The 19,708-nt window shown below is 67.0% G+C and carries 19 protein-coding genes; 11 read left to right on the forward strand and 8 right to left on the reverse strand.

All coding sequences use genetic code 11. From position 1 onward, the window contains the following. Positions 1-225: 225 nt before the first annotated feature. The 6 genes from BHE01S_RS26585 (at position 226) to BHE01S_RS26610 (ending at position 7,345) form a co-directional block, all read left to right on the forward strand. Entirely contained in the window at positions 226-1,860 is a 1,635-nt protein-coding gene (locus BHE01S_RS26585; protein WP_042269081.1) for an ABC transporter substrate-binding protein, read from the forward strand. A gap of 129 nt (positions 1,861-1,989) precedes the next feature. Further along, the gene (locus tag BHE01S_RS26590; protein WP_042269083.1) at positions 1,990-3,003 is read left to right on the forward strand and encodes an ABC transporter permease subunit; all 1,014 of its coding nucleotides are present in this window, start codon (positions 1,990-1,992) and stop codon (positions 3,001-3,003) included. 54 nt (positions 3,004-3,057) lie between these two features. After that, a complete protein-coding gene (locus BHE01S_RS26595; protein ID WP_042269085.1) occupies positions 3,058-3,975 on the forward strand; it encodes an ABC transporter permease subunit in 918 nt (305 codons plus the stop codon). 1 nt (position 3,976) lies between these two features. Then, positions 3,977-4,987, forward strand: a complete 1,011-nt coding sequence (locus BHE01S_RS26600) for an ABC transporter ATP-binding protein (RefSeq protein WP_042269088.1) — start codon at positions 3,977-3,979, stop codon at positions 4,985-4,987. Continuing rightward, complete coding sequence (locus tag BHE01S_RS26605) at positions 4,984-6,027, forward strand: peptide ABC transporter ATP-binding protein (protein WP_042269090.1); 1,044 nt, start codon at positions 4,984-4,986, stop codon at positions 6,025-6,027. The genes BHE01S_RS26600 and BHE01S_RS26605 overlap by 4 nt, the downstream gene beginning before the upstream one ends. A gap of 202 nt (positions 6,028-6,229) precedes the next feature. Beyond that, complete coding sequence (locus BHE01S_RS26610) at positions 6,230-7,345, forward strand: TraB/GumN family protein (RefSeq protein ID WP_407669555.1); 1,116 nt, start codon at positions 6,230-6,232, stop codon at positions 7,343-7,345. A 71-nt stretch (positions 7,346-7,416) separates the two neighbouring features. Here the strand turns inward: BHE01S_RS26610 and BHE01S_RS26615 are convergent, their stop codons facing one another. From BHE01S_RS26615 to pxpB, 5 genes are all read right to left on the reverse strand, one after another. Further along, positions 7,417-8,370: a DUF979 domain-containing protein gene (locus BHE01S_RS26615; protein WP_042269092.1), complete on the reverse strand. Its 954-nt coding sequence runs from the start codon at positions 8,368-8,370 to the stop codon at positions 7,417-7,419. Continuing rightward, the gene (locus tag BHE01S_RS26620; protein ID WP_042269194.1) at positions 8,367-9,116 is read right to left on the reverse strand and encodes a DUF969 domain-containing protein; all 750 of its coding nucleotides are present in this window, start codon (positions 9,114-9,116) and stop codon (positions 8,367-8,369) included. The genes BHE01S_RS26615 and BHE01S_RS26620 overlap by 4 nt, the downstream gene beginning before the upstream one ends. Before the next feature lie 216 nt (positions 9,117-9,332). After that, positions 9,333-10,088 carry a 5-oxoprolinase subunit PxpA gene (gene pxpA / locus BHE01S_RS26625; protein WP_042269094.1) on the reverse strand — a complete coding sequence of 252 codons (756 nt, stop codon included), beginning with the start codon at positions 10,086-10,088 and terminating at the stop codon, positions 9,333-9,335. 44 nt (positions 10,089-10,132) lie between these two features. Then, positions 10,133-11,212 carry a 5-oxoprolinase subunit C family protein gene (locus BHE01S_RS26630; RefSeq protein ID WP_042269095.1) on the reverse strand — a complete coding sequence of 360 codons (1,080 nt, stop codon included), beginning with the start codon at positions 11,210-11,212 and terminating at the stop codon, positions 10,133-10,135. After that, on the reverse strand, positions 11,209-11,868 hold the full coding sequence (pxpB, locus tag BHE01S_RS26635) for a 5-oxoprolinase subunit PxpB (protein ID WP_042269098.1): 660 nt from the start codon (positions 11,866-11,868) through the stop codon (positions 11,209-11,211). Before pxpB ends, BHE01S_RS26630 begins: the two co-directional genes overlap by 4 nt. Positions 11,869-12,082: 214 nt before the next feature. On the opposite strand from pxpB, the gene BHE01S_RS26640 reads away from it, so the two are divergent. Then, a complete protein-coding gene (locus BHE01S_RS26640) occupies positions 12,083-12,595 on the forward strand; it encodes a winged helix DNA-binding protein (protein WP_042269100.1) in 513 nt (170 codons plus the stop codon). A 13-nt stretch (positions 12,596-12,608) separates the two neighbouring features. On the opposite strand, the gene BHE01S_RS26645 is transcribed toward BHE01S_RS26640, so the two are convergent. Next, positions 12,609-13,235: a 5-formyltetrahydrofolate cyclo-ligase gene (locus BHE01S_RS26645; protein WP_245639873.1), complete on the reverse strand. Its 627-nt coding sequence runs from the start codon at positions 13,233-13,235 to the stop codon at positions 12,609-12,611. An 8-nt stretch (positions 13,236-13,243) separates the two neighbouring features. Here BHE01S_RS26645 and BHE01S_RS26650 point away from each other — a divergent pair, with 8 nt between their 5' ends. From BHE01S_RS26650 to BHE01S_RS26665, 4 genes are all read left to right on the forward strand, one after another. After that, positions 13,244-15,217: a lytic transglycosylase domain-containing protein gene (locus BHE01S_RS26650; protein ID WP_042269103.1), complete on the forward strand. Its 1,974-nt coding sequence runs from the start codon at positions 13,244-13,246 to the stop codon at positions 15,215-15,217. Between the two features lie 148 nt (positions 15,218-15,365). Continuing rightward, the gene (locus BHE01S_RS26655; protein WP_042269197.1) at positions 15,366-16,322 is read left to right on the forward strand and encodes a complex I NDUFA9 subunit family protein; all 957 of its coding nucleotides are present in this window, start codon (positions 15,366-15,368) and stop codon (positions 16,320-16,322) included. A gap of 55 nt (positions 16,323-16,377) precedes the next feature. Continuing rightward, positions 16,378-17,028, forward strand: a complete 651-nt coding sequence (locus BHE01S_RS26660) for a glutathione S-transferase family protein (protein ID WP_042269106.1) — start codon at positions 16,378-16,380, stop codon at positions 17,026-17,028. After that, complete coding sequence (locus BHE01S_RS26665) at positions 17,025-18,266, forward strand: multifunctional CCA addition/repair protein (RefSeq protein ID WP_042269109.1); 1,242 nt, start codon at positions 17,025-17,027, stop codon at positions 18,264-18,266. The genes BHE01S_RS26660 and BHE01S_RS26665 overlap by 4 nt, the downstream gene beginning before the upstream one ends. A gap of 18 nt (positions 18,267-18,284) precedes the next feature. Here BHE01S_RS26665 and BHE01S_RS26670 read toward each other — a convergent pair whose 3' ends face one another. Continuing rightward, on the reverse strand, positions 18,285-18,479 hold the full coding sequence (locus BHE01S_RS26670) for a DUF2905 domain-containing protein (protein ID WP_042269111.1): 195 nt from the start codon (positions 18,477-18,479) through the stop codon (positions 18,285-18,287). An 18-nt stretch (positions 18,480-18,497) separates the two neighbouring features. Further along, positions 18,498-19,700, reverse strand: coding sequence for a class I SAM-dependent methyltransferase (locus BHE01S_RS26675; protein ID WP_042269200.1), 1,203 nt, complete (start codon positions 19,698-19,700; stop codon positions 18,498-18,500). Positions 19,701-19,708 lie beyond the last annotated feature (8 nt).

Raw genomic sequence — 19,708 nt, forward strand, 5'->3', positions numbered from 1 at the left:
CACAAGCCCGGCCGGGAGCGCGCGTCATTTCGGCGCGCTATTGTCGGGTTCCGGCGCAATAAAAAGGGGCAAGGCGACGCTGCACCGCAGCATGCGGCAACAAATGAACCTGTCAACCCGGCGTTTTCCACAGGCGACGGGACTTTTGGCTTGCTTGTGACTGCGGCGCGTGCTCAAGTAAGATCGCGCTACGCTGGCGCAAGCCGGCATTGAACCGGAGGAAACATGAAAGAAAACAAACTGTTGCGAGCTGCCCGATTGACGTCTCTCGTGGCGCTCGCAGCGGCATCGATTGCCGGGGCCCCGCTCGCGCACGCCGCGCAAAGCATCCCGAACAAGACGCTCGTCTACTGCTCGGAAGGCAGCCCCGCTGGCTTCGACCCGGCCCAATACACGACCGGCACCGACTTCACCGCGAACACGTTTACCGTCTACAACCGCCTCGTCGAGTTCGAGCGCGGCGGCACCAAGGTCGAACCGGGCCTCGCCCAGTCGTGGGACGTTTCCCCGGACGGCAAGACCTACACGTTCCATCTGCGTCATGGCGTGAAGTTCCAGACCACCGCGTTCTTCAAGCCCACGCGCGAATTCAATGCGGACGACGTCGTGTTCTCGTTCGACCGCATGCTCAACCCGAACAATGCGTTCCGCAAGGCGTACCCGGTGTCGTTCCCGTACTTCACCGACATGGGCCTCGACAAGCTGATCGCGAAGGTCGAAAAGGTCGATCCGTACACGGTCAAGTTCACACTGAACGAGCCGAACGCGCCGTTCATCCAGAACATGGCGATGGAATTCGCCTCGATCCTCTCGGCCGAATACGCGGATCAACTGATGAAGGCCGGCAAGGCCGCCGACATCAACCAGTACCCGGTCGGCACGGGTCCGTTCATCTTCAAGAGCTACACGAAGGACGCGACGATCCGCTACGACGGCAATCCCGACTACTGGAAGCCGGGCGCCGTGAAGCTTTCCAGGCTGATCTTCTCGATCACGCCGGACGCCAGCGTGCGCGTGCAGAAGATCAAGCGCGACGAATGCCAGGTGATGAGCTATCCGCGTCCCGCCGACATCGCGCCGCTGAAGGCCGAGCCGAATATCGCGATGCCGTCGCAGCCGGGCTTCAACCTGGGCTACCTGTCGTACAACGTCACGCATAAGCCGCTCGACAACGTCGATGTGCGCCACGCCCTCGACATGGCGATCAACAAGAAGGCGATCATCGACTCGGTGTACCAGGGCGCGGGCCAGCTCGCGACCAACCCGATGCCGCCGACCCAGTGGTCCTACTACAAGAACCTGCCGGCCAATGCGTACGATCCGGAAAAGGCCAAGGCGCTGCTCGCCAAGGCCGGTCTCTCGAACGGCTTCGAAATCACGCTGTGGGCCATGCCCGTGCAGCGCGCCTACAACCCGAACGCACGCCTGATGGCCGAAATGATCCAGGCCGACTGGGCGAAGATCGGCGTGAAGGCGAAGATCGTCACGTATGAGTGGGGCGAGTACATCAAGCGCGCCCACGCCGGCGAAGACGATTCGATGCTGATCGGCTGGACGGGCGACAACGGCGACCCCGACAACTGGCTCGGCACGCTGCTCGGCTGCGAAGCCGTGAACGGCAACAACTTCGGCAAGTGGTGCTACAAGCCGTTCGACGACCTGATCCAGAAGGGCCGTCAGACCTCGGACGTGGCGCAGCGCACGAAGTACTACCAGCAGGCGCAGCAGATTTTCGCGCAGCAACTGCCGTTCTCGCCGATCGCTCACTCGACCGTCTACCAGCCGGTCAGCAAGAAGGTGATCGACATGCGCATCGAACCGCTCGGCTACGCGCGCTTCGACGGCGTGGGCATGCAGTAACGATAATCGGGTAAGACTTTCCGCTCGGTCCGCCCATCAGCCAGGACCGGCGGAAAATGGTCCGGCGACCGGGGTCACGAGCCCCTGTCGCCGGTTGCGTTTCATTTCAAGCTTTTGGGGGAACACCACATGTTCCGCTTCGTATTGCGCCGCATCGGCATGGTCATACCCACGTTCATCGGTATCACCGTCCTTGCGTTCGCACTCATCCACCTGATTCCGGGCGACCCCATCGAAGTGATGATGGGCGAGCGCGGCGTCGATCCGCAAATGCACGCCGAGGCGATGCACCGCCTGGGGCTCGACGAGCCCCTGCCGATGCAGTATGTCCACTACGTCTGGCACGCCATTCACGGCAACCTCGGCACCTCGATCATCACCAACACGAGCGTGATGGGCGAGTTTCTCGCGCGCTTTCCCGCCACCGTCGAGCTGTCGATCTGCGCGCTCATTTTCGCGCTCGCGATCGGCTTGCCCGCCGGCGTGTTCGCGGCGCTGCGGCGCGGCACCGTCGTCGATCACGGCGTCATGGGCACCGCGCTCACCGGCTACTCCATGCCGATCTTCTGGTGGGGGCTCATCCTCATCATGGTGTTCTCGTCGAAGCTCGGCTGGACGCCGGTGTCGGGCCGCATCGCGGTGGAATTCGACATTCCGCACGTGACCGGCTTCATGCTGATCGACTCGCTCCTGCCCGGCACCGACGAAGGCGCGTTCAGGTCGGTGCTGAGCCACCTGATCCTGCCGGCCATCGTGCTCGGCACGATTCCGCTCGCCGTCGTTGCGCGCATGACGCGCTCTTCCATGCTCGAAGTGCTGCGCGAGGACTATATCCGCACGGCGCGCGCCAAGGGTCTGTCGCCCGTGCGCGTGATCGTCGTGCATGCGCTGCGCAACGCGCTCATTCCCGTGGTGACCGTGATCGGCCTGCAGGTCGGCACGCTGCTCGCGGGCGCGGTGCTCACCGAAACGCTGTTCTCCTGGCCCGGCATCGGTAAATGGCTGATCGACGCGATCAGCCGGCGCGACTATCCGGTGGTGCAAGGCGGCATTCTCATGATCGCGACGCTCGTGATCGTCGTGAACCTGTTCGTCGATCTGCTGTACGGCGTGCTCAACCCGCGCATTCGACATACGAGGTAAGCGAGCCATGACCATGCAAACCCCGCAACACAACATTCAAAACGAGGAGGCGTGATGGCTGACATTCAGAACACCGTGCCTCGCGCCGTCACGCCGCCTTCGGGCCGCGCGCTCGTGCTGCGCGAATTCTGGGCGAACTTCTCGCGCAACAGGGGCGCCGTCGGTGCCGGCGTGATCGTGCTCGCGCTCGTCTTCATCGCGATCGCAGCGCCCTTGATCGCGCCGCACAGCCCCATCGAGCAATATCGCGACTACGTGAAGATTCCGCCCGCGTGGCTCGACGGCGGCAACTGGAAGTTCATTCTCGGCACCGACGAAGCGGGCCGCGACATCCTCTCGCGTCTCATGTACGGCGCGCGGCTCTCGCTGTGGATCGGCTGCGTTTCGGTGCTGCTCGCGCTGATTCCGGGCATCGTGCTCGGACTCGTGGCTGCGTTCTTCGAGAAGTGGGCCGATACGCCCATCATGCGTCTCATGGACGTGCTGCTCGCGCTGCCCTCGCTGCTGCTCGCGGTGGCCGTGGTCGCGATCATCGGTCCGGGTCTCACGAACACCATGCTCGCCATCGCGATCGTGGCGCTGCCCGGCTACGTGCGTCTCACGCGCGGTTCGGCGCTGGGCGAGCTGCACAAGGAGTACGTGACCGCTTCGCGGGTGGCCGGTGCCGGCACGCTGCGCCTGATGTTCTCGCAGGTGCTGCCCAACTGTACGGCCCCGCTCATCGTGCAGGCGACGCTCGGCTTTTCGTCGGCGATTCTCGACGCCGCCGCCCTCGGCTTCCTCGGCCTCGGCGTGCAGCCGCCGCGAGCGGAGTGGGGCGCGATGCTCGCCTCGGCGCGCGACTATATCGACAGCGCATGGTGGATCGTCACGATGCCGGGTCTGTCCATCCTCATTTCGGTGCTCGCGATCAACCTGCTCGGCGACGGGCTGCGCGACGCGCTCGATCCCAAGCTCAAGCGGATGGCCTGACATGAACCAAGAACTTTTGAGCATTCGCAATCTGGCGGTGAACTTCAACGGCCTGCCCGCCGTGGACCGCGTGAATCTGTCGGTCGCGCCGGGCGAAGTGCTCGGCATCGTCGGCGAATCGGGCTCGGGCAAGAGCGTGACGATGATGGCGCTGATGGGCCTCATCGACGCCCCCGGCAAGGTGAGCGCGGATTCGATCACGTTCGACGGCCGCGATCTGCTGGGCGCCACCGGCAAGGAGCGCCGCCGCATCGTCGGCAAGGACATCGCCATGGTGTTCCAGGACGCGCTCACGAGCCTGAACCCGAGCTACACCATCGGCTATCAGATCAAGGAAGTGCTGAAGCTGCACGAAGGCCTGCGCGGCTCGGCGCTCAACGCGCGCGCGCTGGAGCTGCTCGACCAGGTCGGCATTCCCGACGCGAAGAACCGCATCGACAACTTCCCGCACCAGATGTCGGGCGGCATGAACCAGCGCGTGATGATCGCGATGGCCGTGGCCTGCAACCCGAAGCTGCTGATCGCCGACGAGCCCACCACGGCGCTCGACGTGACGATCCAGGCGCAGATCATGGAGCTGCTCGTGCGTCTGCAGAAGGAGCGCGGCATGGCGCTCGTCCTGATCTCGCACGATCTGGCCGTGGTGTCCGAAGTCGCGCAACGCGTGGCCGTGATGTACGCGGGCGAGATCATCGAAACGAACCGCGTGCCGGAGATCTTTTCGCGTCCGCATCATCCGTACACGGAAGCGCTGCTCGCGGCGATTCCCGAGCACAACAAGGGGGCGATGCGTCTTGCGGCGCTGCCCGGCATGGTGCCCGGCCGCGACGACCGGCCGGGCGGCTGTCTCTTCGCGCCGCGCTGCAAGTATGTGGTGGACGACTGCATGAAGGCGCGGCCCGCGCTCGACGCGGTGACCGATCCCCGCGACCCGGGCGACGGCCATGCGCAAGTGCGCTGCATCAAGCCGCTGAATGCGGCACTGACTCAATCCAGCGGAGGCGCGCGATGAACGCAGTCCAGCAACACGCGGCTCATCAGGACCATCAGGACCATCAGGACGATAAGGTTCTCATCGCCGACGATCTCAAGAAGCATTACACCGTCAAGCGCGGCATGTTCGGCTCGGGCACCGTGAAGGCGCTCAATGGCGTGTCGTTCTCGCTCACGCGCGGGCGCACGCTCGCCGTGGTGGGCGAGTCCGGCTGCGGCAAATCGACGCTCGCGCGCCAGCTCACGATGATCGAGCCGCCCACCGCGGGCAAGCTGACCATCGACGGCGAGGACGTTGCGCACGCAAACGCCGCGAAGATCGCCGCGCTGCGCCGCCGCGTGCAGATGGTGTTCCAGAACCCGTTCGCCTCGCTCAATCCGCGCAAGACCGTGGAGCAGACGCTCGGCGAGCCGCTCGCCATCAACACACGGCTCACGGCGAGCGAGCGCGCGGACCGCATTGCGCACATGATGCGCATCGTCGGCCTGCGGCCCGAGCACGCCAAGCGCTATCCGCACATGTTCTCGGGCGGCCAGCGCCAGCGCGTGGCGATCGCGCGCGCCATGATTCTCGACCCGCAGATCGTCGTGGCCGACGAGCCGGTTTCCGCGCTCGACGTCTCGATCCAGGCGCAGATTCTGAATCTGTTCATGGACTTGCAGGAGCAGTTCCGTACGAGCTACGTGTTCATCTCGCATAACCTGGCCGTGGTCGAGCACATTGCCGACGACGTGATGGTGATGTATCTCGGCGGCGTGGCGGAACTGGGCGACAAGCACACGGTCATCTCGCGGCCGCGCCATCCGTACACGCGCTCGCTGCTCTCGGCCACGCCCGCGATCTTCGAAGCGGACCGCCGCGTGAAGATCAAGCTCGAGGGCGAATTGCCTTCGCCGCTCAACCCGCCGTCTGGTTGCACGTTCCACCAACGTTGTCCATACGCGATCGACAGGTGTCGTAAGGAAGTGCCTGCCCTTCGCGAAGTGGACGGCCGTCAGGTATCCTGCCATCGTGCAGAGGAGGTGGGGGAAGAGGATGGGCGGCCCATGCCGGCCTGAAGCGACGGCGGCGCGTCGTTTGATTGCTGCGCGCCGCCAGTTGACGGGCGGCCGTCGCGCCGCCTTTTTCACTGATTTTTCCACCGGTTTCTCCGCCGCTCTTTCCATCGTTCCGGCAGCCGTGGTTGCCGGGCTGTATACGGCTGGTCGTGTGACATTCGGTGTAGCTTCGGGCTTGGCATTCGCGGTGGCAGTTGCTGTTGTGGCGTTGCGTGCGGCGTGGCAGACAGTGTCGGGCGGGGCGCTGCGCGCAGCGCCGCACTTGCTGGCGCTGGCGCTCGCGCTCGGCGTTCTCGCAGGCGGCTCGGGCCCGGCATTCGCTGGCGGCGCCGTCGCCAACACGCCCGGGGTGCACCCGGCCGTGCCCATGCCGCCAGGCGCTGCGCGCGGCGCCAACGGCGGCATTCCCGGCTTTCACGCCGCGCCCGCTGTGCCGAGCTACGCATCGGGAACCACAGCTGGCGGCCCGGTGCGCACCCAGCCTGCGCGCATGCCGTTCTACGTCGCCACGCGCGGCAATCTCACAATCTATCTGCTCGGCACGCTGCATGTGGGCGACCCGGCCGACTACCCGCCCGGCCAGCCGTTTCGCCCGCAGATTCTCGCGGCGCTCGCCGCGTCGCCCATTCTCGCGCTCGAGCTTTCCCCCGACGATCTGCTCGTTTCCCAGGACGACGTCTCGAAATACGGGGTGTGCAGACGGCCCTGCCTGCCGGGCCTGTTGCCCGAACCGCTCTGGCAGAAGCTCGAGGCGCGCATGCGCGGCAATCCGGAGGCGCTCGCCGAGATCCGCAAGATGCGGCCGTGGCTCGCTTCGCTGCTCGTGGAAACCTACGATTCGCTGAGCGCCGGCCTGCAGACCGAGTACGGCACGGAGGCGCAGCTGCAGAACGTGTTCCTGCGCTGGAAGGGCCGCCGCATCGTCGGGCTGGAGACGCTCGCCGAGCAGATGCGCGCCTTCACGAACCTGAGCCTCGCGCAGCAGCGCGAGATGCTCGCGCAGGACCTGGCGCAGACGCCGGCGCAAAACGTGTCCGACGTGCAGACGCTCCTGCACCTGTGGCGCGTGGGCGACGCGGACGCGATCGCCGCATGGGAATCGGCGCGCACCGAAAAGCTCTCGCACGACGCACGGGTGGCGGCGTCGGTCGACAACCGCATCGTCTACGAACGCAACCGACGCTTCGTTTCGCGCATGCAGCAATACGTGGCGCCCAACAAGCCGCTCTTCGTTGCCGTCGGCGCGCTGCACCTGGGCGGCCCTAAAGGCGTGCTCCAGCTGCTGCGCCAGCGCGGGTTCAACGTCGACCCGGGCTGAACCGGGCTGAACCGGGTTGGGCCGGGTTTGGGCCATGCGCGCCCGCGCGCGGTCTGCATGCGTACGCGTGGTCAAAACCCGAACACGTTCAGCAGCACGATATTCGCCGCGAGGATGCCCAGCGCCGTGGGCACCTGCACGCGGATCACCGCGTTCTTGTCGGGCAGCTCCAGCAGAGCCGCGGGCACCATGTTGAAGTTCGCGGCCATCGGCGTCATGAGCGTGCCGCAGTAGCCGGAGAACATGCCGATGGCGGCCATCATCGCCGGATTGACGTGGAACACGCCCACCAGCACCGGCACGCCCACGCCGCCCGTCATCACCGGGAAGGCGGCGAAGCCGTTGCCCATGATGATCGTGAAGAGCGCCATGCCCACGCAATACACCACGACGGCGACGAAGCGCACGTCCATGTTGATGTACGACGTCGTGACGTGCGCCACGGCCTTGCCCACGCCCGCGTCCGAGAACACGAGGCCGAGCATGCCGAGCATCTGCGGCAGGACGGCGGCCCACGAGAGCGCGTCGACGAGGCGGCGCGTTTCCTTCATCGACTGGCCGACGCTGTCGCGCGTGATGAGGCAGGCAATGACGAGCGCGATCACGCAGCCAATGCCGAAGCCGATCAGCGTGACGTTCTTCGGGTCGATGAGCGGCGTGCCGCCGAATACGAGATGGCTGGCCGCGAGCGTGAGCACGACGGTGATGACGGGAATGGTGAGCGCGGGCACGAAGAGCTTGTTGCCCAGCCGTTTCGCGCTCGCCATGCGCGTTTCGAGCGCGAGCACCTTGGGATTGGCGGCCGTCACGCCGCCAAGACCCGCGATCAGCGCCATGGCGAGCACGAGCACGCCCACGACTTCGGCGGGCAGCAGGTCGCCGACGAGAAAGATGAGCGCGTAGAGCAGCCAGAAGCCGCCCGCCGTGAAGCGGCGCGGATGCTCGCGGTCCATCACGATCATGCCGCCGACGATGAGCAGCACGATGCCGAGCAGCCAGAAGAGCCAGTTGAGGGTGAGTGTCATGCTTCGTCTCCCTGTGCACGGTCTGCAGGCGCAGCCTTGGCGCCGCTCGCGCCGCGCATGGCGCCCAGTTCGCGTTCGAGCTGGCGGTCGAGCAGCCAGAGCCGCGCGCCGTGAATCAGAAACGCGCAGATCGCCGTGGGGATGCCCCAGAAAGCCACATGAATCGGCTCGACCGACACGCCCGCTTCCTTGAGCAGCGTGACCATCAGCACGATCGCACCGAACGCGACGAAGATGTCCTCGCCGAAGAAGAGGCCCACGTTGTCGGTTGCGGCCGAGTAGGCGCGCAGCTTGTAGCGCACGGCATTGGAGAGCTTGCCGAAGCGGTTTTCGGTGGCGCCTTCGGCCATCGGCGCGATGAGCGGGCGCACCATCTGCGGATGGCCGCCGAGACCCGTCAGGCCGACGGCGGCGGTCAGCTCGCGCACGAGCAGATAGACGATGAGCAGGCGCCCGGCGGTCGCCGCCTTGATGCTGCCGATCCAGATCTGCGCGCGCTCGCGCAGGCCGTGGCGCTCCAGCAGCCCGATCACGGCGAGCGGCAGCAGGATGATGAGGGGAATGTTGCGGGTCTTGATGAAGCCGGTGCCGATGGCGGCGAGAATCTTCGCAACCGGAAAGCCTCCGGCGAAGCCGGTGACGACGGCCGCCGCGGCGACGATCAGCATCGGATTGAAGCGTAACAGGAAGCCGGCGATGATGACGGCCACGCCGATCAGCGGCCATAAGTTGACAGTGCTCTGCATGTAGATCTCCAAACGTATTGGCTTGTCGTTGATTGCCGCGGGTAGCGGCGTTGACTTCGCGGCTCTGATGGCCGTTCGTGCAACTACGAACCTGCTGGGTACAACTACACCTGGCGCAGCTTGCGCTGCCGGGGGATTGCCTTGTGAAAACCTTCGGTGATACGGCTCGAGCCGCGCGCGGCGCATGCCGCGCGCTTTGCTGCATGAAAGCGTGCGTCAGGCTGCGCCGGCCCCGGCCGCGCGCACGCCGATGCCCGCGTCGTCGAGCGCCGTGCGGATGCGCCGCGCGAACGCGAGCGCGTGCGGGCCGTCGCCGTGCAGGCAAATGGTCTGCGCGTTGAGCGGCACCCAGGCGCCGTTTACGGCCTGCACGCGCTGCTCGCGGATCATCGCGAGCGTGCGCGCGAGCACGGTGTTTTCGTCGTCGAGCAGCGCGCCCGGCTCGCTGCGCGGCACGAGCGAGCCGTCCGCGCGATAACCGCGGTCGGCGAACACTTCCTCGATCGCCACGAGCCCCGCCTCGCGCGCCGCCGCAACGAGCCCGCTGCCGGCGAGCGCGAACACCGTCACGGACGGATCGAAGTCGTGCACGGCGCTGACGATGGCCTCGGCGATCTGCGGGTCGCGCGCAGCCTGGTTGTAGAGCGCACCGTGCGGCTTCACGTGGGCGATGCGTCCGCCTTCGGCCTGGGCGATCGCCGAGAGCGCGCCGAGCTGATACAGCACGCCCGCGTAGATGTCCTCGGGCGGCAGGTTCATCTCCTTGCGGCCGAAGTTCTCGGGGTCGTTGAAGCTCGGATGCGCGCCGATCGACACGCCTTTCTCCACGGCCCAGCGCACGCATTCGCGCATGGCATTGGCGCCGCCGGCGTGCCAGCCGCACGCGATGTTGGCGGAGCTCACGAGGTCGAGCAGCGCCTCGTCGGAGCCGCAGCCTTCGCCGAGATCGGCGTTCAGATCGATGGTGGTCATGATGTCTTCCTCTTACTGCTCGTCTTACCGATGGGGCCTGAAAATCAGGCGCTTGCGGCCGCGCTCGACACCGCATTCGCGCGGCGGCTTGCAAGGCGCTCGTCGTGCATGGCGATCGCGGCGTCGATCTGCCGCAAATACGCCCGTTCCTCTTGCAGCGCCGCGCGCGCGGCGGCCGGCGTCGCTTCCACGAAACGCACGCCAGCGGTGAGCCGCACCTGGGCAAGCTTCCACCAGTCGGCGCGAATCACGGAGCCGATCTTCGGGTAGCCGCCCGTGGTCTGCGCGTCGGCCATCAGCACGATGGGCTGGCCGCTCGGCGGCACCTGGATCGTGCCGGGCAGCACGGCGTGCGAGAGCAGGTCCGCGCCGCTCGCGCGCGCGAGCGGCGTGCCCGTGAGCCGAAAGCCCATGCGGTTGCTGTTGGGCGTGATCTGCCATTCATCGGACCAGAGCGCGCGCTGCGCCTCGGGTGTGAAGCTGTCGTACTCGGGGCCGCGCAGCACGCGCACAGGCACGGCCCGCGCCATGCCGTCGGGATGGCGTGAGCGCCGCTGATGGGGCTCGTCCGCCAGTGCGAAGTTGCACCACACGGGCGCCTTCACGCCGAAGGCCGGCGCGCCCGGGTCGAGTGCCGCGCGCTCGCGCCCGGGCGCGAACGAGGCGCCCGTGGCGAGCCGGTCGCCGTCCTTGAGCGCGCGGCCCGCGAGGCCGCCGAAGCCTGCCGCGAGGTCGGTGCTGCGCGAGCCGAGCATGGGCAGTACGTCGATGCCGCCGGCCGCGCACACGTAGGCGCGCATGCCGCGCTTCGCGCCGTTCAGCACGAGTTCCTCGCCGGCGGCCACGGGCAGGCTCCACCACGACCAGACCGGGCGGCCGCCGAGCGTCGCGCCGAAGTCCGTGCCGGTGATGGCGATGCGCGTGGCGCGTGCGAAGCGCAGCGCGACGGGACCGAAGGTGATTTCCAGGCCGGCGGCGTCGGGGCGGTTGCCGACGAGGCGGTTGCCCACTTCGAGTGCGAGCGTATCGAGCGCGCCGCCGGTGGCGACGCCCAGATGCCGGTAGCCGGGGCGGCCGAGATCCTGGACCGTGGTGAGCAGGCCCGCGCGTAATACTTCGATCATGCGTGGAGCTCCGCGATGGTGAAACGCACGCGGTCGCCAGGCATGAGCAGCGTTGGCGGATTGCGCGAAGGGTCGAACAGCTTCGCGGCGGTGCGGCCGATCAATTGCCAGCCGCCGGGCGAGGCGGCCGGATAAATGCCTGTCTGCTCGCCGCCGATGCCCACCGAGCCGGCGGGGACGGCAAGGCGCGGCTCGTGGCGGCGCGGCGTGTGCAGCTGGGGTTCGAGGCCGCCGAGATAGGCGAAGCCGGGCTGGAAGCCGAGGAAGAACACCGTGTAGACGCCCGCGGCATGGCGCGCGGCGACATCGGCGGCAGCGAGCGCGCAATGCTGCGCGACGGCTTCGAGGTCGGGGCCGTCCGCGCCGCCGTAGACCACGGGGATCTCGACTTCGCGGCCGGCTTCGCTTGCGTCTTCGGCGTCGCGCCACGCGTCCCGAAGCGCACCGGCGAGCGCCGCGGCGTCGGCCGCGAGCGGATCGAAGGTGATCGTCAGATTGTTCATGCCGGGCACGACTTCGCGCACCGGCACCCAGCCGCGCGCGAGCGCGGCGACGGCCCAGACGCGGCGCTGGACCTCGAGCGTGGCGGGCGGCGGCGCTTCGCAGACGAGCGCTTCGTCACCGAGAGGAAAAATACGAGGGTCAGAATTCGGCATGTTGGATCGGTTAAGGGACGGTTCGACCGGTCGAAAATTCGCGCATGGAGATGCCCAGGCGGGGGCGGTGCCGTTCCTTTCTAGCGTACATTGTCGATAAATTATCTACAAATTATCAATAAGCGTTTTCGCCAGGCGCACGGCAAACGCGCTGCCATTACACTCACGCCACGCCGCTTTGCCTTTTCGAATACCGACTACCGGGTTATCTGCCATGTCGCGCCAGCCGACCAAGATCGTTTCGTCCGAACATCTCGTCTCCGAGTCGAGCGCCGAGCTTTCCGAGTTCGAGTACGCGCTCATCATGGCGAGCAACGCGTTCAACCGCTGGATGGTGCGCTGCATGTCGGCGGCGGGCGTGAAGGACATGACGCCGATCGAGGTGTCGCTGCTCCATCACGTCGGCCATCGCGAGCGGCGCAAAAAGCTCGCGGATATCTGCTTCGTGCTCAACATCGAGGACACGCACGTGGCCACGTATGCGTTGAAGAAGCTCGTCTCCAGAGGGTATGTAAAAAGCGAAAAGACCGGCAAGGAAGTCTTTTTTTCGATCACGCCGGAAGGCCAGCAACTGTGCCTGCGCTACCGCGACGTGCGCGAGAGCTGCCTCATCGCGACGCTCAAGGAAAGCGGCCTCACGAACCAGCAGATCGGCGAATCCGCGCAACTCATGCGCAACGCCTCCGGGCTCTACGACACGGCCGCGCGCGCGGCGGCTTCGCTCTGAGCGAACAGGGCGCTCAGCGCTCGCGTGAACGTCGGCAACGATGCGTGGCGGCTTCGGTCACCACGGCGTCGAGCGGCAGGTCATGCGCCTCGCGCGCGAGCACGCCGTCATCGATACGGCATGCCTCATACGCAATGCCGACCGTGACGGGCAACGCAACGCCTGGCCAGGCGGCCAGCGTGCGGTCATAGTAGCCGCCGCCGTAACCGAGGCGATAGCCGTCGCGATCGAAACCCACGCAGGGCACAAAGAGAAGATCGGGCACGATCGCTTCCTGCGATTGCGGTTCGAGGATCCCGTGATGGCCTTCGCGCATCGGTGCGCCGGGCGTCCAGGCGTGAAAGACGAGCGGCGTGTGGCGTTCGGCAATGGCGGGCAGGGCGGCGCGGCGTGACGCGTCGGCGGCGAGCCAGGCGGCGATCCAGGCGCGCGCATCGAACTCGCCGCGCAGGGGCCAGTAGAACCCGATCGAGAGCGGCGAAAATTGCGCCACGAGCGCATCGAGACGAGCCGCGAGTGCCGCACCGGTTGCCACGTTGGAGGCCGCCTCGATTCGCAGGGGTTGCAGCCTTGCACGCCAGTCCTTTTTGGATTCCGTGTGAGGGTTGCGTGCTATGCTTGGGTTCACCTCGCGCTCCAGAAATAACGATGTCCAAACGCCTTGTCCGAGTATATCGCGTGGTCGGTCTCGCACTGACTGCCGCGGCACTCGTAGCATGCAGCACGGCGGACGCCGTGCGCCCCGTCGCACTGCCCGTAGGCGCAGTCCTTTCCAGCGACGACCAGACTTTCATCCAGCTTCGCGAAGCCGCGCGCAACAACGATCCCGCGCGCGCCGCGCAACTCGCTGCGATGATTCCCGATTACCCGGCGCCGTCGTACCTCGAATACTTCCAGCTCAAGCCACAGCTGTTCGATTCGCAGGGCCACGCGCGCATCGACGCGCCTGACGCGCCGGTGCTGTCGTTCCTGCAGCGCTACGATGGCCAGGCGATCGCCGACCGCATGCGCAACGATTATCTGACCGTGCTCGGCGCGCGCCACGACTGGGCGAACTTCGACCAGCAATATGCGCGCTTCGTGCTCAACGACGACACGCAGGTGAAGTGCTACGCGCTGGAGTCGCGTGCGTCGCGCGGCGAGAACGTCGCGAACGACGCGCGTGCGCTCCTCACCGAGCCGCGCTATTACGGCGACGGCTGCGTCGATCTCATCACCGCGCTCGCCATCAAAGGCCAGTTCTCGAGCGACGACGTCTGGCAGCAGATCCGCCTCGCCTACGAGCAGAACCAGACTTCGACCGGCGCAAGGCTGCTCGACGGCCTTTCGCAGCGTCCCGACCCCAGCGCGTTCAGCCAGGCCGTGAGCACGCCGCCGCTCACGCTCGCGCAAGGCGTTTCCGGCAATCCGCAGTCGCATCAGCTCGCACTGCTGGCCGTCACCGTGATGGCGCGCAACGACCCGGCCATGGCCGCGGCCACGTTCGCCGCCGTCGCGCCGCAGCTCACCTCGCCGGAGCGGGCGATCGGCTGGGGCACGATCGGCTATCAGGGCGCATTGAAGCGTCTGCCCGCCGCGCTCGACTGGTACCGCCTCTCGGCCAACGCGCCGCTCTCGAACCCGGCTTACGAGTGGCGCACGCGCGCCGCGCTGCTGGGCGGCGACTGGACCATGGTGCGCTGGTCGATCGAACAGATGCCGGCCGCGCTGCGCGCGCAACCGTCGTGGATCTACTGGCACGCGCGCGCGCTCAAGCAGGCCGGCGAAACGGGGCAGGCGAACCAGGAGTTCGCGTCGATCTCGCAGGGCTATAACTTCTATGGCCAGCTCGCCACCGAAGAACTCGGCCAGAAGATCACCATCCCGCCGAAGACCACGGTGAGCGACGCCGAAATAGCCCAGGTTGCGCAAACGCCGGGCTTCGCGCTCGCGCAGCGCTTTTACGCGCTGAATCTGCGCCTCGAAGGCAATCGCGAATGGAACTGGCCGCTGCGCGGCATGAGCGACCGGCAACTGCTCGCCGTCGCCGAATACGCGAAGCGCATCCAGCTGCTCGACCGCACCGTCAACACGGCCGACCGCACGCAAACGGAGCACGACTTCTCGCTGCGCTATCTCGCCCCGTTCCGCGACGTCGTGGAGCGCGACGCGCAAACCAACGGCCTCGACGTCGAATGGGCCTACGGCCTCATTCGCCAGGAATCGCGTTTCATTCTCAACGCGAAGTCGGGCGTGGGCGCGAGCGGTCTCATGCAGATCATGCCGGCCACGGCTCAGATGGTGGCGAAGAAGATCGGCCTCGGGCCTCTCTCGCGCGATCAGCTCAACGATCTCGACACCAACATCCTGCTCGGAACGAACTATTTGTCGATGATCTACAATCAGTTCGACGGCTCCGCCGTGCTCGCCACCGCGGGCTACAACGCCGGGCCGGGCCGCCCGCGCGCATGGCGCCAGACTTTGCAGGGCGGCGTCGAGGGCGCCATCTTCGCGGAAACCATCCCGTTCCAGGAAACCCGCGACTACGTGAAAAACGTGTTGTCGAACACGGTCTACTATGCGGCGCTGTTCGAGGGCCGTCCGCAATCGCTGAAGGCGCGTCTCGGCTATATCTCGCCGTAAGCGCCTCGCCGTCACGCCGCGTCGCTTCCCTTCATACGGAAACGCGCGCGGCACGACGGCACGCCGCGTGCTCCGCTTTCTGGCTGGCGCGCTGCGGGACGAACCGGACCTCGTACGCGGCGGCGCCGTCTGCCCGAGGAGGTCGGAGATGCGACATCAAGCCATTGCGGTCATCGGCGGTTCGGGATTCATCGGCAGCCATCTCGTCAACGCGCTCGTCGAGGCGGGCAAGGACGTGCGCGTCGCCACCCGCCGCCGCTACAACGCCCGCCATCTCACCCTGCTGCCCGTCGACGTGATCGAGGCCGATGTGTCCGATCCGGTCGCGCTCGCGGCTTTCGTCGAAAATGCTGACGCGGTCATCAATCTCGTCGGCACGCTCAACGGCGGGCGCGGCGATCCCTACGGGCCGGGCTTCGCGAAGCTGCACGTCGACCTGCCCACGAAGATCGTCGCCGCCTGCGAGGGCAAGGGCGTGCATCGCCTCATTCACATGAGTTCGCTCGGCGCCGACCCGCGCGGGCCGAGCATGTACCTGCGCTCGAAGGGCGACGGCGAAAAAGCCGTGCACGCGGCCACGGCACTCGCCACGACGATCTTCCGGCCATCCGTCGTGTTCGGTCCCGAGGACACCTTCCTCAACCGTTTTGCGCTCCTGCAGCGGCTCTTTCCGATGATTCCGCTCGCCATGCCCGACGCGAAGTTCCAGCCCGTGTTCGTGGGCGACGTGTCGAAGGCGATCGTCAACGTGCTCGATCTCGACGCCGCGAGCGGGCACACTTACGAACTCGGCGGCCCGACCGTCTACACGCTCGAACAGTTGTTGCAGTATTGCGGCGAAGTGGTGGGGCGGCACGCGCGCATCATGCGGCTGCCCGACGCGTTCGGGCGTTTGCAGGCGCTCTCGTTCGAGATGGCGCCGGGCGCGCCGGTGCTCACGCGCGATAATCTCGATTCGATGAAGGTGGACAGCGTGCTGACCGGGCCGCTCGCACCCGAGCTCGATATCGAGCCCGCGAGCATCGAGACGATCGCGCCGCTCTATCTCGCCGACGCCTCGCTGCGCTCGCGGCTGAACATCTTTCGCGCCAGTGCCGGCCGATAGCCCAAAAGCGGACGATCGGCCCGCGCTCTTTCAACTCACAACGGTCAATTGAACAATGAAGCTCGTAATCGGAGACAAGAACTATTCGTCGTGGTCGATGCGCCCGTGGGTGCTGCTCAGGCATTTCGGCATTGCGTTCGAGGAGGTGTTGATCGAGCTCGACGAGCCGGCCACCAAGTCCTCGATCCTTGCGTTCTCGGCCTCGGGCAAAGTGCCGTGCCTCGTTGGCGACGACGGCTTTGCCGTGTGGGATTCGCTCGCGATCGCGGAAACGCTCGCCGAGCGCTTCGCACAGCACGCGCTGTGGCCGCGCGACGCCAACGCGCGCGCCCGCGCCCGCAGCGTGAGCGCGGAGATGCATGCGGGTTTCGGCGAGCTGCGCAACCACATGCCGATGAACATCCGCAAAGTGAAGCCGGGCGCGGGAGCGACGCCGGGGGCGCTCGCCGACGTCGCGCGCATCGACGCGCTCTGGCGCGAGTGCCTCGCCGCGAGCGGCGGGCCGTTCCTGTTCGGCGAATTCGGCATCGCCGACGCGATGTACGCGCCGGTCGTCATGCGCCTGAACAGCTACCAGCCGAAGCTCTCGCCCGAAGCGGCGGCGTACGCGCAGCGCGTGAGCGCACTGCCCGCGGTGGCCGAGTGGGTCGAGGCGGCGCGCCGTGAAACGCACATCGTCGCCGACGACGAACGCGACGACGAATGAAGATCTATGTCGTAGGCGGAGCGATCCGCGACGCGATGCTCGGGCTGCCCGTGCGCGACCGCGACTATGTCGTGGTGGGGGCGACGCCCGAGCAGATGGCCGCGCAGGGCTATCGTCCGGTGGGCAAGGACTTTCCGGTTTTTCTGCATCCCGACACGCACGAGGAGTACGCGCTTGCGCGCACGGAGCGCAAGACGGCGGCGGGCTACCACGGCTTCCAGTTCTACTACTCGCCCGACGTGACACTCGAGGAAGACCTTGCCCGGCGCGATCTCACCATCAATGCGATGGCGCAGGAAATGCAGCCGGGCGGCGTGCTCACGGGAGACGTCGTCGATCCGTTCGGCGGCGCGCGCGACCTCGAAGCGCGCGTGTTTCGCCACGTGAGCGAGGCGTTTCTCGAAGACCCTGTACGCATTCTGCGCATCGCGCGCTTTGCCGCGCGTTTCGCCGATTTCACCGTCGCGCCCGAAACGCTCGAACTCATGCGCGAGATGGTCGCTTCGGGCGAGGTCGACGCACTCGTGCCCGAGCGCGTGTGGCAGGAAATCGCCCGCGGTCTCATGGAAGCCCGGCCTTCGCGCATGTTCGAGGTGCTGCGCGATTGCGGCGCGCTCGCGCGCGTGCTGCCCGAGGTCGACGCGCTGTGGGGCGTGCCGCAGCGCGCCGACTATCACCCGGAAATCGACACGGGCGTGCACGTGATGATGGTGATCGACCATGCGGCCGCGCAGGGCTACACGCTGCCGGTACGGTTCGCCGCGCTCACGCACGATCTCGGCAAGGGCACGACGCCCGAGGAGGTGCTGCCGCGTCACATCGGCCACGAAGGGCGCAGTGTGGAGCTGCTCAAGCCGCTGTGCGACCGCCTGCGCGTGCCCAACGACTGCCGCGAGCTGGCGGTGCTGGTCGCGCGCGAGCACGGCAACGTGCATCGCGTGATGGAGATGGGCGCGGCGGCGGTCGTGCGCATGCTCGAACGTTGCGACGCGCTGCGCAAACCCGCGCGTTTTGCCGAGGCGCTGCAGGCCTGCGAAGCGGATTTGCGCGGGCGGCTGAACTGGGAGAACGCGCCTTATCCGCAAGCGGAGCGCCTGCGCGTGGCGCTCGTGGCCGCGCGCGGCGTGGATGCGGGGGCGATTGCGCGCTCGATCGAACGCGGCGGCGCCGGGAAGATCAAGGAAGCGGTGCACGAGGCGCGCGTGGCGGCGGTGGAAGGCGCGCTCGCTACGGCGTGATCCGTTGCGCGCGCCCGCTCACAGCGCGCGCACGATCAACGAAAGCGCCATCGAAAGCACCAGCGTCGACATGAACGGCAGCGGATATTCGCGGCCGAAAATGCGCAGGGTGATGTCGCCGGGCAGCCGCCCGATGCCGAGCTTTTTGAGCCACGGCTGGGCGCTCGAGAGAATCGCCACGGCGATGAAGGTGGTGAGGAACCAGCGGATCATGGTCGCGTGGCGTGAGCGTCAGAGGGTGTGGCTGCGGTCGCCGCGCGCGAACGCCGCGATGGTCTCGCCGATGCCGCGCGAAAACGCGATCACCTTGAACAGTTCGCCCATCTCGCTTTCCGAAACGAGTTTCTGCACCGCATTCGCGGCGGGCAGGAAGCGCTGCGCATCGCGCGGATCGATCTCGCCCAGCACCTCGGTAATGCCCGCGTTCATCAGAAAGCGCGCCTGCGTGGTGTAGCCGAGCAGGTCCGCGCCCGCTTCGACGCCCGCTTCGGCAATGCCTGTGAATTCCACGTGCGCGGTGATGTCCTGCAAGCCGGGATAAAGGAACGGGTCGCCATGTGCGCGGTGCCGGTAGTGGCACATGAGCGTGCCTTGCACGCGCTGCGCATGGTAGTACTCGTGGCGCGGAAATCCGTAGTCGATGAAGAACGCCGCGCCGCGCTGGAGCATCGCGCAAACCGTGCGCGTGAAGGCGAGTGCAGCTTCGTGCGTTTCGGTCACGTAGTCTTCGCTGCCTTCCACGCCCGCGAGCACGCTCTCGGGCCAGTTTGCGTCGCGCCCCGAGTTCGCCGGCTGATCGGAGAAAACGAAGGCGCCTGCTGCGTTTGCGCTCACGCCGCGCTCGTGCCAGACGGCGTCCTTGCGCGCGAAAAGACGCACCGGCATCGCGTCGAGCACTTCGTTGCCGATCACGACGCCTTCGAACTGCGCGGGCAGCGCATCGAGCCACGTCACGCGATCGGGCAGCGCCGGCGCGAGCGCCGCGAGGGTCTTGCGCTGGCGCTCGCGCAGCTCGCCCGACAGGTCGACGATGGCGTAGGCGTCGAACGGCACGCCTGCGGCGTCGAGTGCGAGCATCACGCCCGCCGCGAGGCGGCCCGTGCCCGCGCCGAATTCCATCAGACGGCGCGTGCCGCTGGCGGCGAGCGCTTCGCCCACGGCGCGCGCGAGCGTCGCGGCAAAGAGCGGCGAAAGCTCGGGTGCGGTCACGAAGTCGCTGCCGTCATCGGCGAAGAGGCCGAACTTGCGTGCCCCGCCGCCGTAGTAGCCGAGTCCCGGCGCGTAGAGTGCGCGCTCCATGTAGCGGTCGAATGGGAGCCAGCCGCCCGCCGCCGCGATCTCGGCGCGCAAGGTGGCCGCGAGCGCCTCCGACTGCGCGAGCGCGATCGGCTCGGGAACAGGTAAACTATCGGGTTCGTGAGCTTTCGGATTCATCCCGGCAT

It is taken from the genome of Paraburkholderia heleia NBRC 101817, assembly GCF_000739775.1.
In the GTDB taxonomy this organism is placed as follows: Bacteria; Pseudomonadota; Gammaproteobacteria; order Burkholderiales; family Burkholderiaceae; genus Paraburkholderia; species Paraburkholderia heleia.

Bases quoted from the DNA above. Each gene is read 5' to 3' on its own strand.
- BHE01S_RS26585 (WP_042269081.1), top strand. From the start codon at position 226: ATGAAAGAAAACAAACTGTTGCGAGCTGCCCGATTGACGTCTCTCGTG.
- BHE01S_RS26590 (WP_042269083.1), top strand. From the start codon at position 1,990: ATGTTCCGCTTCGTATTGCGCCGCATCGGCATGGTCATACCCACGTTC.
- BHE01S_RS26595 (WP_042269085.1), top strand. From the start codon at position 3,058: ATGGCTGACATTCAGAACACCGTGCCTCGCGCCGTCACGCCGCCTTCG.
- BHE01S_RS26600 (WP_042269088.1), top strand. From the start codon at position 3,977: ATGAACCAAGAACTTTTGAGCATTCGCAATCTGGCGGTGAACTTCAAC.
- BHE01S_RS26605 (WP_042269090.1), top strand. From the start codon at position 4,984: ATGAACGCAGTCCAGCAACACGCGGCTCATCAGGACCATCAGGACCAT.
- BHE01S_RS26615 (WP_042269092.1), bottom strand. From the start codon at position 8,370: ATGACACTCACCCTCAACTGGCTCTTCTGGCTGCTCGGCATCGTGCTG.
- BHE01S_RS26620 (WP_042269194.1), bottom strand. From the start codon at position 9,116: ATGCAGAGCACTGTCAACTTATGGCCGCTGATCGGCGTGGCCGTCATC.
- pxpA (WP_042269094.1), bottom strand. From the start codon at position 10,088: ATGACCACCATCGATCTGAACGCCGATCTCGGCGAAGGCTGCGGCTCC.
- BHE01S_RS26630 (WP_042269095.1), bottom strand. From the start codon at position 11,212: ATGATCGAAGTATTACGCGCGGGCCTGCTCACCACGGTCCAGGATCTC.
- pxpB (WP_042269098.1), bottom strand. From the start codon at position 11,868: ATGCCGAATTCTGACCCTCGTATTTTTCCTCTCGGTGACGAAGCGCTC.
- BHE01S_RS26640 (WP_042269100.1), top strand. From the start codon at position 12,083: ATGTCGCGCCAGCCGACCAAGATCGTTTCGTCCGAACATCTCGTCTCC.
- BHE01S_RS26650 (WP_042269103.1), top strand. From the start codon at position 13,244: ATGTCCAAACGCCTTGTCCGAGTATATCGCGTGGTCGGTCTCGCACTG.
- BHE01S_RS26655 (WP_042269197.1), top strand. From the start codon at position 15,366: ATGCGACATCAAGCCATTGCGGTCATCGGCGGTTCGGGATTCATCGGC.
- BHE01S_RS26660 (WP_042269106.1), top strand. From the start codon at position 16,378: ATGAAGCTCGTAATCGGAGACAAGAACTATTCGTCGTGGTCGATGCGC.
- BHE01S_RS26665 (WP_042269109.1), top strand. From the start codon at position 17,025: ATGAAGATCTATGTCGTAGGCGGAGCGATCCGCGACGCGATGCTCGGG.
- BHE01S_RS26670 (WP_042269111.1), bottom strand. From the start codon at position 18,479: ATGATCCGCTGGTTCCTCACCACCTTCATCGCCGTGGCGATTCTCTCG.
- BHE01S_RS26675 (WP_042269200.1), bottom strand. From the start codon at position 19,700: ATGAATCCGAAAGCTCACGAACCCGATAGTTTACCTGTTCCCGAGCCG.